This is a genomic window from Methylophaga thalassica MP (assembly GCF_000214595.1).
GTDB lineage: Bacteria > Pseudomonadota > Gammaproteobacteria > Nitrosococcales > Methylophagaceae > Methylophaga > Methylophaga thalassica.
Genome location: NZ_AFIG01000001.1, coordinates 1,796,541 through 1,808,602 on the forward strand (window position 1 = coordinate 1,796,541; position 12,062 = coordinate 1,808,602).

At 40.6% G+C, this 12,062-nt stretch carries 12 protein-coding genes; all 12 read right to left on the reverse strand.

The genetic code is table 11. From position 1 onward, the window contains the following. Nucleotides 1-9 precede the first annotated feature (9 nt). The 12 genes from cas7e to MAMP_RS08505 all read right to left on the reverse strand — a co-directional run bounded on the left by cas7e (nt 10) and on the right by MAMP_RS08505 (nt 12,059). Nucleotides 10-1,071: a type I-E CRISPR-associated protein Cas7/Cse4/CasC gene (gene cas7e, locus MAMP_RS08450; protein ID WP_007145602.1), complete on the reverse strand. Its 1,062-nt coding sequence runs from the start codon at nt 1,069-1,071 to the stop codon at nt 10-12. A 20-nt stretch (nt 1,072-1,091) separates the two neighbouring features. Continuing rightward, nucleotides 1,092-1,631 (reverse strand): type I-E CRISPR-associated protein Cse2/CasB, encoded by a 540-nt coding sequence (casB, locus tag MAMP_RS08455; protein ID WP_007145603.1) that lies wholly within the window; start codon nt 1,629-1,631, stop codon nt 1,092-1,094. Then, nucleotides 1,624-3,234 (reverse strand): type I-E CRISPR-associated protein Cse1/CasA, encoded by a 1,611-nt coding sequence (gene casA, locus MAMP_RS08460; protein WP_007145604.1) that lies wholly within the window; start codon nt 3,232-3,234, stop codon nt 1,624-1,626. The genes casB and casA overlap by 8 nt, the downstream gene beginning before the upstream one ends. Next, nucleotides 3,231-5,930, reverse strand: a complete 2,700-nt coding sequence (locus tag MAMP_RS08465) for a CRISPR-associated helicase/endonuclease Cas3 (RefSeq protein WP_007145605.1) — start codon at nt 5,928-5,930, stop codon at nt 3,231-3,233. Before MAMP_RS08465 ends, casA begins: the two co-directional genes overlap by 4 nt. Nucleotides 5,931-5,990: 60 nt before the next feature. Beyond that, entirely contained in the window at nt 5,991-6,953 is a 963-nt protein-coding gene (locus tag MAMP_RS08470) for a helix-turn-helix transcriptional regulator (RefSeq protein WP_007145606.1), read from the reverse strand. 259 nt (nt 6,954-7,212) lie between these two features. Continuing rightward, nucleotides 7,213-8,022 (reverse strand): metallophosphoesterase, encoded by an 810-nt coding sequence (locus MAMP_RS15685; protein WP_158005164.1) that lies wholly within the window; start codon nt 8,020-8,022, stop codon nt 7,213-7,215. A gap of 81 nt (nt 8,023-8,103) precedes the next feature. Further along, on the reverse strand, nt 8,104-8,577 hold the full coding sequence (locus MAMP_RS08480) for an LAGLIDADG family homing endonuclease (protein ID WP_050797525.1): 474 nt from the start codon (nt 8,575-8,577) through the stop codon (nt 8,104-8,106). Between the two features lie 76 nt (nt 8,578-8,653). Then, nucleotides 8,654-8,887, reverse strand: coding sequence for a hypothetical protein (locus MAMP_RS08485; protein ID WP_040576248.1), 234 nt, complete (start codon nt 8,885-8,887; stop codon nt 8,654-8,656). 85 nt (nt 8,888-8,972) lie between these two features. Then, nucleotides 8,973-9,794: a hypothetical protein gene (locus MAMP_RS08490; protein WP_040576249.1), complete on the reverse strand. Its 822-nt coding sequence runs from the start codon at nt 9,792-9,794 to the stop codon at nt 8,973-8,975. Nucleotides 9,795-9,863: 69 nt separating this feature from the next. Continuing rightward, the gene (locus MAMP_RS15690; RefSeq protein WP_007145610.1) at nt 9,864-10,859 is read right to left on the reverse strand and encodes a plasmid recombination protein; all 996 of its coding nucleotides are present in this window, start codon (nt 10,857-10,859) and stop codon (nt 9,864-9,866) included. A 73-nt stretch (nt 10,860-10,932) separates the two neighbouring features. Beyond that, nucleotides 10,933-11,115, reverse strand: coding sequence for a helix-turn-helix domain-containing protein (locus MAMP_RS08500; RefSeq protein ID WP_007145611.1), 183 nt, complete (start codon nt 11,113-11,115; stop codon nt 10,933-10,935). 596 nt (nt 11,116-11,711) lie between these two features. Beyond that, a complete protein-coding gene (locus tag MAMP_RS08505) occupies nt 11,712-12,059 on the reverse strand; it encodes a DUF488 domain-containing protein (protein WP_007145612.1) in 348 nt (115 codons plus the stop codon). Nucleotides 12,060-12,062 lie beyond the last annotated feature (3 nt).

Here is a 12,062-nt window from a genome sequence, read left to right on the forward strand (position 1 = left end):
GCGGTCTCCTTACTCGGAAATAAAAGCAAGTAACTCTTTTAAACTCCCTTTGCCTTCTGGGACATTCATCTGGTAACGAGCATCTGCGCAATCACCATAGACGGTATCGAAATTATCACATTGTTTTTTCAAAGCTTTAATCGCTTCGTCACCATAATCTTCAGCATTTTTACTAACAGGTTTCAGATAAGCCACTGATAACGATCGTGGTTGCTGATCGCCCTTTTCAGCCAATACATAGGAAGCGTAAGCCCGACTGGCAAAACTATTTTGTTTTCCTTCCGGTGCAACTTTTACAGCAGCTTCAGTCAATGCAGCAATTGCCTTATTAGCCAATACCTCATTACCATTCAGGTTCTCAACCAATTGTTCTTTGTTGATGCAAATATAGGAATAGAACAGGCCAGCCGCAAACCCCGTTTCACCAATATGGGCGGCGCCAGCATCTTCACTGTGATCGTTTAAATCATCAACAGCGGTGAAATAGTCATCTTCAATCACAACAGGGTGAACAGAAATCGCATGTGCTACTTGGCAAGCAGCATCAACATTAAAGGCAGGTTTAGATGCCAACATTCTGCCAAACAAAGCGATATCCACCGCCATATCATCTTTTCGTAGTAACTCTAGTTCATCTTTAGTGGGTTCACGCTCTTCGGTGATCAAGGTAGCGACTAAGTCATCAATCGCTTGCTGTTCTGACAAACTGATATGAACCAGTTGCTCTATTTCAAGATCTGCATTAGGGTCACTCTTATCAGCTTTTTTCATCTTTCCGAATTGACCAGAAATTTCTTGAGCCCATTGACGTGCTTTCTTCTCTGCAATATCAGCCCCGATTAGCTTTTCATAGATCTTAATGCCCAATATTTTTGAACGCGTACCCAAGTGTCCGTCTAAGGCAGACTGAAACAGCTCAGATGTTCGCCAGTTGCGTTTCAGACTTTGTGACGACACCCGTAAGCGATCTGTGCCACCCATCTTTGCCGTTTTTGGACGGCCCATATCATCACGGTTCAGATTGGCAGGTGGGTAAGAAGTTAACAAATGTAATTGAAGAAAACGGCTCATTATCGTGCTCCTTGATACAGTTAATCTTTATAGACTGAGTAATATTCGCTGGCCCATTTCACTGCCAGGCGTTGTTGAGGTTTACTAGCTGGTGCGGTACGGAATTCATGTAACCAATGCAGAATCGAATCTGCCAGGTCGGCAATATTGGCCTTGCCATTTAATAAGGCAACAGCACGACAAACCCGACGAAAAAAATCTTCTGGGGTGCGGCTTTTTTGCAACTGCTGAAAACGCAGTTCTGACATAACAGCTTTTGAACCGTCCTCTTTAGGGGATGCCAGTGCTTTTGCAAAGGACTTGCTGTCATCTAGATTTTTTACCCGCGAGAGGACAGCAGCCACCATGGCTGCATCTGTTATGGGCAAGACCGCTTCGCCAGCAGTCCAACGTGAGGGCATTTGCTGTAAAAAATGGGCAAAAGCAGGCGTTAGTAAAATATCATCGGGGTTTTCAGCCCTCCGCAAAGACGCTCGATCTCCACGATTTTCATCCAACCACGACCACCAGCTTTTTAATTTTTCTGCATCTGCTTCACTAATATAACGCCTGTTAGCCATTGGCCACCTCCTTATCCTTCATCACGGCTGACTGATCTAATGATTTCAAAGACTTTATTGAGTAGAGTTTTTTATTCAAATCTGTACGGGCCCGAGTAATCCGTTTCATATCCATATCTTCTGTATCGCCTTCCATAACCCAGTAGTCAAAAACCTCAAATGCCGCGTTCCTTATCTTATTAACCCACTGCTTTGCCACATCCGGCGGCATAAAACGGGTATGAGCTGGTTGAGCAGACAACACATAAAGTTGCTTGTAAAAGTCCGCCTCTGTTGCCTGCCAAAAATCATAATCAATCATTGAGGTATCGCCTTTGGCGTCTTTAGGCCGGGAAAACCAGGCTTGTTTTATCTGACCACGCAATGTAGAAACCACCTCCTTGGCGCTCTGAACCATACTCTGTACAAAGCCTACAAATTCCTCACGATAGTCTTTATCAACATAAATAAGTGGCATCTTCTGCTCATACCAACAACGTGCTTTCATGTTGTCCATGTCGTAGCCAAAGCACCACAGACGAGCCACATCTATAACGTCTTTTCCTTGATATTGAAGCAGCTCAATTTTTTCTTCGTTAAAGGAACGTATCACTCTTGCCGCCCTGTCACCATTACTGTCATCCTGCCAGACAAAACCTAACCAGTGGCGATACCCCAAGCCACCTTGCTGACCTTTCAGGCTTAAAGGTGGTTCTTTGTTTTCTGGATCAATGCGATAAGGTGTAAGCGGATGCACCCAGGGTCCTTCATAGTTAATGCCATAGTTTTTCGTTTCGAAATGACTAAGCAAATGTTCGTTTTTTTCGCCACATATATCGCAACATCCTGTCTGTAAGTTATCGAAATCAAAACGAATACGACGAGGCATTCCCCAGTACATTTGCAAAGGGTTAACGTCCTCTGGTGTTGTATTAACACCAGTTTTATCAGAAATTCGGGTAGGTGCCAGCCAAGGGAATATCAACGAATTCAATCCATTCGAAGCCGAAGAAAAGTCCTCTTGTGGCAGGATGTTAAGCCACAGCTTTTGCCAAAGAGTAGCGTGGTCTGATTGAGGCATCACCAAGGTAGTCATCGGCCCACCACCCCTTAACCCCACACGATGCCCAACACCACCGGAGGGGGCATTTGTTTGCAAGGTAAATAACGCAATGGCAGCACAAGATTCGCAGATTTTTTCAACTTGCCCACCTTTTACAAAATGATCGAGATTGTCTTTTAATGTCTTTCCTCCTGGAGCTTCGATCAATAACGAGGCAACACCTTTTAGCTCTCCACCCAACGAATCAAAATCTTGTAAGAATCTAGGACCTGATTTTTTACTGAACTCAAAAGCACCCGAAAACCTTCCAAATTTTTCCTTTACTTCATCTTCACTCGAAGGGCTTACCGAATACTGAAACCATTCATCTTCATCAATAGGGGGGAGAATTGTTTGCAACAAGCCGATTAAGAGCTGGTACATCGCGCCATAAAAATCAGCTCGTGGAGCGACAATATCAATAACCGGATTATCGATTTCAACTATTTGCCACGGTGCAATTTTTTCTTTTGTGCCATCCTGTCGAACAACAGGTATCCATGCATCTTCAATCAAGTTCATAACGCCTCCTTCCCAAAATTCCAACCATCTTTTTCATCATAAACAGACTGCAATTCAGCTACCAATGGCCAGATTTCTAGCCACTTTAGCGCCGACACCTGCTCTTTAAGCGTATCTATCCTTTGCTTCCATTCAGGGGAAATCAGCTTTTCAGCCTTTTTCCACTCAGCTTTAGGTATTTTGATTTGGCTCAGCGCCCAGAGATAAGCACCGCTATCTGCATAGGGTTGTAACTTGCCCTCCACTTCTTTTACCAACACAACATCCACTGTCTCTGCACCTAAGCGAGTGGGTATATGAATATCCTCATCCCAGCCACTGTTGTGAGCTGCACTTTTGTAGCTATAGCCACGCTCCATACAAAGCAGGTTAAATTCCCCCATACTTCGCTGAACTTTCTGTTCAGCGAAAGCTTCCATTGAGGCGTGCTCTAGATTTTCAGGAATATCAACAGCATCTATCCCATATACTGACTCGATCAAATCTCTGGCATCAGTTGGCATGGTAAAACTACCTCGTTTTTGCAACTGCAAAATACTCCGCCACAACTTACCAATATCTGGGTAAACATATGCCGTTCCTGGAAGGGTCTGCGTGAGCCATTGTGAATTTTCCACCAACTCGGGATCGGATGATAACACATACAAACAAGGTGTAGCACGTTGTTCAGAGCCACTGATTACATTGCCAGTGCTATCACGAGTGTGCCTTTGTAAACGACCCGCACGCTGTATAATCAAATCAATGGGAGCCAAATCGGTAATCATGACATCAAAATCCAAATCAAGACTTTGCTCAACCACCTGAGTTGCGATTAACACTTGGCCGTCCCGTTCTACTTGAGCTGACTCTTTCCCAAACCGTGCTAACACATCCCGTTCAATAGCTTGCCGATCAATCATGGCATAACGACTGTGGAATAGTGTCAGCTTATCCTTGGCAAGCCATTCTTCATCCGTTAATCTCTGGTAGCTTTCACGGGCATCTTTGACTGTATTTCTTATCCAACAGACACATTGTCCCTGCTCCACTGCAGTTTTGATTTTCTCCATTACCTCATTTTCATCAGGTAGTCTGCTCATCTTTACTGTTCGGCAAACAGACTGGCGTGTTTCAACGGCTTCTTCTTTGATAACTCCTTGCCTAACTTGTGTAACTAAAGGATAGGCATCTTTTTCTTGAATAACCGGAAGCCTCTGTTCATTGATATTCCAGCCTCCACCCAACTGAAAGGCTTGAACAAAACGCTGGCGAGATGAAAATGGCAATGTTGCAGATAATAAAATAGTGCATCCACCCTGAGCAGCATGAGCTTGAATCAAAGATTCCAATAATCGCTGCATGTATGGATCAAAAGCATGAACTTCATCAACCAGTAATACTTTATCGGCCAATCCCAATAATCGCAGAGATTGATGTCGAGCCGGCAAAACACCTAATAATGCTTGATCAATTGTGCCAACTCCAACATCTGACAGCAGTGCTTTCTTACGACTGTCCGCCAGCCACTGATTACAATATGCACTGGCAGATACATCGTCGTGGTCGTACTGCTTATCTGTCAGTTGTTCACTCAAGTTGATGCTCTGCTGAAATGCTTCCGACTGCTTGCTGGCCCCATGAGCCAAGACGATTGAAGGTAACACTTCGTCACCATACAATGACTGGTAGCTTTTTGATAAACGTTCATACATAGCATTGGCAGTTGCCATAGTCGGCAAGCCAACATAAAGCCCTTTTGCTACCCCCTGAGCCATCAACCGATGCACAAGAACCATTGCGGCTTCTGTTTTCCCCGCACCAGTCACATCTTCTAAAATAAACAGCTGCGGTTCCGCTTCTAATGCAACTGTCTGCGCATAGTTCTGTAGCGGTGTCGGCGAAGTAATAAAATCAAATTGATCGGTTATTGAATTAAAGGGACGAATGCTTTTGGGTAAAAAGGCAGCCGATGCCAATGCCTGTTCAGCAGATGGAAGAGCCACCGATTGCCAGTATGTTGTTAGTGAGGTTTCCGTATCGCTATAGAGAAAATGTTGTTGATCCGAGCCTAACCAGTCAGCTAAAACAGCAACCCCAGCCAACTGCCACGAAGCGAGTTTAAAGCTACTTTTATCTATGACTTCAAGAGGTTCTAGATCAGGCATCCATTCGTTGATAACTGCTCGAACAAACGCTTCTGCTGCTATTTCATCCTCTTCCAGACTATGGCTGCGTACAGCCTTTTTGGCCTTGCTAGTTTCCAGTGGTTGCCCATGATGCCCAAAAACAATCTCAAGCCAAGGCCTCAGCAAAGAAAGCTCATGTTTAGAAATCAGATCTTCAAGCTGTTTTTCAAGTACTTTTATCCACAAACCAATCCCCAATGCATCATGACGCACCAGATAATCACAGCGTGAGTCAGGCTCTACCAATTTGGGTGACATATGAGGAACCAAACCTTGAAATCCTCTCAAAAATTTCCCGAGGTCATGAAGCATTAAACAGAATACAAAAAATTGCTGTAGCCATTCTGGCGATAGAGACAACCGTGAAGCCAAGCGTTGGCAGAGTTCTTTATCGGGCTCTAACAGCCAAAATCCCACCGCCGCTACATCCAGACAATGATAAGGCAACAAGTGGTAGGCTGGGCCTGATTGTTCAGGATCTTTTTTGGCTTTGCCCCAATAACGAAAATAAGCAGGTATGTCAGTCACAATTATATTTCCAATTTTGATATTGCCATCTTCTCAGGCTTAAGTCCTAAATCCTGAGACTTACACATATTTTTTTAATGTTATTTCCAGTTCATGTTTTATTTCATGTCGAAGTGTTTCGGGCGTAAGCACTTCAATATCACTGCCAAAATGCAGTATGTCTCGCACCAGTTCACGGGTATCACTATATGAGATTGACAACAGGTACTCTCCGGCATCAGTCCACTCACTGAGTTGATTAGGATGCCAGCTTTCACGGCTGACGCGTCTGGAAATTTTTGCAGAAAATTTTAGTTGAGCTATACCCTGCACTTGTCCGGAAAAAATGCCATAACCAGGCATAACATGGGCATCGAGCTGTTTGGCCTCAATACTTACCGCAGTAAGTTCAAGCTGATTAGCCTGACGAATGGCATCTAGCAGAAAGGTACGTAATGCCTGTTTTTGATGACACCATGCATCGAGGTACCAGTTATCACGGTAATAAATCAGACGTTGTGGGCTGATAATACGTTTGTTGGTGGCACCTGTTCGCCAGTGCCAATAGTCAATTTCAAGTTGTTGCCGGGTAAGCAGTGCATGTGCCACATTGGCAAAATGCTCGGGTTCACAAAGTCGTTGCCATTGGCTGGCAACCTTAATCCGGTTTTGCCAGTCTTGCTGGGTGATATTCTGCTTTTGTAGCAGTTGTTTGAGCCGCTCTGAAATCGGCTGCAATAGTTGTTTGATAACTTCAGGCTGAAGCGTTTCGTTTAACTGTTCCAATATGGCGAGAGAAACAATCTCCTTTCCGCTAAACCAAAGTCCAGGTAATTCATATGTTTCATCCTCTTGCAGATCATAGAAATACCCCAAACCTCTTTGATTCTTTATCGGTGCCCCTAATACATCACACATGAAGTTACGCGCGATATGAAAGGTATTTTTGCTGATGTCTAAATGATCGAGAATGTCATCTAACGGCGCCGGATAACGTCGGCAGGAGAAAAACTTATGTAATGCAAAGACTCTCTCTATGTCCATGAGGTCTCCCAAAATTCACTTAATATGATAAGTGAATTAATAAATTTAAATTCATACTTCCTAGAAGGAAATTACTTATTAACTAACTGATTAGTTATTCTCTGCATTCTGTCGTTAAGAATATCTGAAAAATATTATGACAATAAACCTAATCACTGCAGAAAATAACAAACATATCTCGATCTTCTTTAAACCAATTCTTATGATTTTTCTTGATTAAATATTCCAGATACATTGTCAAATATTACGACTTCAAACTCTATATATGAATTAAGACCGGTTTATAATTATCCTTATATTTTTCATTAACATTTGGATACCCACGCGCGTGTCTTTGAATCAACGTTTGATTTACTTTAAAGGAATTATTGCCATGAACATGCCCATAAAGCCAAGCGGCAGGTGAATACTGGTTTATCAGTCCATCAAGATTGCTGGCATAACAGGCAGCGAGTATTTCATCCCTTAACTTCTCGGATAAACAATCAGCCATCGGTGCGTGATGCGTTACCACAACTTTTTTCTTAGCAGGTTCTTTGTTGAGTTCACCAGTGATAAAGGCCCTTGCTTCTTGATGCCAGCCGACCACGTCTTCAACATTGATGTTGGTTAATTCATCCTGCTCAAGTCTTTTGATATGGTTAAAGTCATTTAACCTGACTGAGGCATAGTCTCTGGCCATCTTGTTTCTAACGGGTGAATCGAACAACTGATAATCAGACCAGAGCGTTGAACCTATAAAGCGTACCTCGCCAATATCTACCGTTGCATTATTGAGCAAGGTCACCTGAGTCCCATGGATAATCTTTGTTACCTTATCCACCACAGGTTCTTTATCATCGTATTGATCGTAATACTCATGATTACCTAAGATATAGATAACTGGTATACCCAATAACTCAGATTGCCTGACAGCATACTCCGCCCCATAGCCCTGACAATCAATATCACCCGCCAAGACGAGGACTTCAAAACCCTTTTCGTTTGAGATGTTAGGGACCTCACCTCGTTGATAACGAATAAACTCATTGTGAATATCACTGATAAGCCCTATCTTCATATTCTTCATATCCCTCTGGTTCATATTGAACCACTATGCTTCTAACCTATCCTCAGGCATAGTAGTTCCGACAAAATCACTTCAATGACGTTACTTCATTCTTTGCAGTTTTCGATACCACCATTCACGAATATCCCAAATCTCTGTAGGCAAAGGTTTACGCCCTGTTCGCATTTCTAACTTGCCCAATTTCCAGAAATCTAAAATTGCTCTAGCCTCAGGTCGTTTTCGAACTAAATATGGTTCAATTAATTTAATTGCCTTATAGGCATGTGAAGAGTTGTAATTAAGTGTGTAACACTGACGATTTGTCTCAATGCTACGTTTAATTTTGTGAATATTTGCATGAATACCTAAGGTATCTCTTATGTGTTCAAGTACTTCCAGATTGTTTTGTACAATATGTAATCTAACAGTATGGGTGTACTTTATTTCACCTGTACTCGCCAGTTTGTACTTCTGTTTCATTATATGCAGACAGCCTTCACCATCAATAAACCCTGCTGTCCAAGCCAAATCAATATCTCGATACTCCATCAGCATACTACTTTGTACTCCACTCATAATCCCTCCAATATAAAGTTTACAATGTAAACTATAATAGACAAAAATAAAGACCGTTAGTTGGCCTTTTAATTTTTTATTTATAGTATACATTGTATACTTTTTTGTCAATTACTTTATATTGAATGTGATGCTTTATAAAAAATAACTCAAGTAAACCCTCAGGGATAGTTCTGTGTGTCGTCTTCTCTGGCTCTCTTTCCCAACTTATCCATGTTTGTCGCTCAACACGAACACTATCAGCAGCTGCTTGCTGTGTGAGTGATAGAGATTTTCTTATTTTCTTTAGCTCTGATGGAGAGATTGGCATTTATATCTTGTTACTTTTAAATAATCCTGCCTGAGATTATACAGTTAATGTAGCTAACCGGATGACCATAAGTATGCAATAAGACTCAACCCGATATTCCAATACACTCGCTTTCTATATAACGTTCTATGTCAGCTGTTGGGATTGCTAGTGTTTTACTCAATCTTTGTTTTATTAATTCACAACGCGTAATGACTTCGGCTTTCTCACGTCGTAAAGTTGATGCTTCCTGTGATTTTTCATGAAATTTTTTTACGACTATTTCATACTCTAACCTAAGTGTACGAATCACTTCAGCGAGCCAATAATCTGCGATGGGATATGACTTAATAGGTAAAGTTTTGCTTAAATCTTTAACTTGAGAAGTGGCGTTATTTTGCACTTTTGTGTAGCCGATCAACTCACTGCTAAGCTCAATATTTTTCTTTTGTAACAGTAATAGGTGCTCTTTTAATTTCTTGTTCTCCTCCATCAGAGACTGTTTGGTTTTCGATAACGATATACTTTTTTCTTGCTCCAACTTTTCAACATACTCTTGATAGTCAACATATGATGATGGAAAGTTAATAGATTTATTGGAGACTCTCAATAGCTCAGAGACTTCTAATCCATAATCTTTGATATATGAATATTCCTTAGATAACTGGTAGGCTTTTTTCCAATTTTTCCATGTCGCGTACTTCCACTTCAATTCAGTTTTTAGATAATCTTTCCATGATGTACACCCCTTTTCACCAATAATGCTCGCTTCAATATGATGCTTATTGGGACGGCCACGCTGCATGAGAAATGGAAGCTCCTTTTCAACAGTCTCCATAAAACAGATCCACCCACCTCTCGCTTCCGCCCCTAAAAGTTGTTGAAGCCGTTGGGAGATATCTTTATGACTTTCTATACTTTGACTCATGATTTTTCTCACGTCGTTTATTAAGAAAAAGTAGTTATCTGTTTTATATAAACCATTTAACTATTTAATTTACCGTGGACCATAATCCTCTTCATATTCATGAAGACGTTTTTTATAGTTCTCATTCTCAGAAATAAGCTCTTGATTTTTAATTAAGATGTCAAAAATCAACTCTCTTTGATTCATTAGGTCTTCATATTCAGTTTCGGCTAATTGAGTCTTTTCTTGTAATTCTTGTAAGCTCACATCATTGGTTTCTTTAAACTGCTCATACTCACTTTCTATTTCAAACCTTTTTTCATCATAAAACTGCTTTAACCTCTCAGTTTTCTCTTGAAGTTTTTTCTTTTTCTTTATCGTTTCGTTTTCAAACCATTCAGCTAATTCAGATGCTTTTGCTTGTTTAGCAATTTGATATAGTTCAGATTGAATTCGCTTTCTCATTGGACCTATTCGTTCAAGACCATACTTGTGAGATACTGACTGATGAAAATCATCTTGAAATGCCCTCATTGCATTTTTATATGCCACGCTTGATTTGATACTGCTTGCCTCTGATTTATTCAGCTTTTTTGCAATATGACCAGGATGGAGCTTTCTTGCATTGTTTGAAACCGTATACACATGTATATGTAAGTATTGCTCATCAGTATGTAGTACAGCAGATTGAACGCTTCCAAACTTCTCTCTGTGGAATTCGATACAATCCATGAAAAAAGGTCTTATTTCGTCCAAATCACACATTTGACTTTGAGAGGGATAGCTGTATACCGCAGCTAAAAGAACATGAGCGTCTTTTCTAACAGCTCTTTTCTTTGCCTTACCACCAAGTACAACCTCTGTCGCTTCATTTTCTAAAAGTAGGTTTAAATTTTCAGCCAGCTCTTGCGTCGTTATACCATCAAGTAACTCAGGTGGTGATGGTGACATAACATGCCTGCTGTGTTCGTATACACGACTCGCTTCAGCCAAGATGTCATAACAGGTTTTGACAGAACTACTTTTTGAAAGTGTGGATGCGGTTCTGGCATACGTTTCTATGTGTGAAAATTGAAATCTTGCCATCAGAGACACCCCCAATACGCAAAAAACAATCTAAACCTATAGAACCGACTATTAGTTAATGCATGGACTAACATTATGCCACCCGTCCTTTAGCTATGAATTCCTTTATATCTTCTAGTGCATACCTAACAGATTTACCGATTTTTGTTGGTACGGGTCCTTCCCCTCTACAGCGCCAATTAGCTAATGTTCCAACTGAAATATTGAGAAGTTTGGCTGCATCCTGCGCCGTGATGAGTTTAATGAATTCCTCCATAAGCATGTCCTTTATTTACAGTGTATTACTGGGGACAGTATACCTAGGGGCGCAGAATACGTTAACACCTAACCCATTGATTATAAATATATAATAGAATATATACTCTATTATATATTTTGGTGTCTGATGAAAATTGATAACGCCGTCTAATTTAAGCATTATCAAGGAATGACATGAGTTTTAGTTACAAAACTCAAGTAATACAAGAAAAGAAAAACCTGACAAGGAAAATTAAACTACAAAAATTTTTATTGCGAAATTGATAATTATTTCACAAATATTTTGTAGTCATATTCCGAAAGTCTTAGTTATATAGCCATTACTTAATGAGTATTCAAAAAATTTGGCTTTTAGATAACCTGTTTTGGCTGTTTTTCTGAATCGTAAATCATCAATACATTAAACAAATAAATATCTTCATAATTATTCTCTTCATTAGTGCTTTCACATAAAAGTCTAATCTGAATGGATACTTTATTTATAGAGAAATGAATACTTTCATACGAACAGTATATAACTAATAAAACCTTAGTATGTGAATGTCACAGACGAATTATTAAATATTTTTTTACTTTATAACGTCTATTTTAATTTTAACCCAGCTTTTCCAGATACTCTTTTAGTATATAGGCGTGGCTGTGTTGTTTGTCTTTTGCTGCATAGAGCAGAACAACATTTTTTTGGGTGACTTCGGCTAGGTAGTCTTTGGCAGTTTGTTTATGTTCACTCAGTTCGCTGAGGTATTCTTTACGAAAGCTGTTCCATTTATCAGGGTCGTGATCAAACCATTTACGTAGTTCATCACTGGGGGTGAGTTCTTTCCAGTGAGCATCCAGATCGGCGTCTTCTTTTGATACTCCACGTGGCCATAATCGGTCCACCAGTACTCGGTAACCTGTGGGTGCATCACTTTCATAAATACGATGTAGCTTAATGTTCATGTA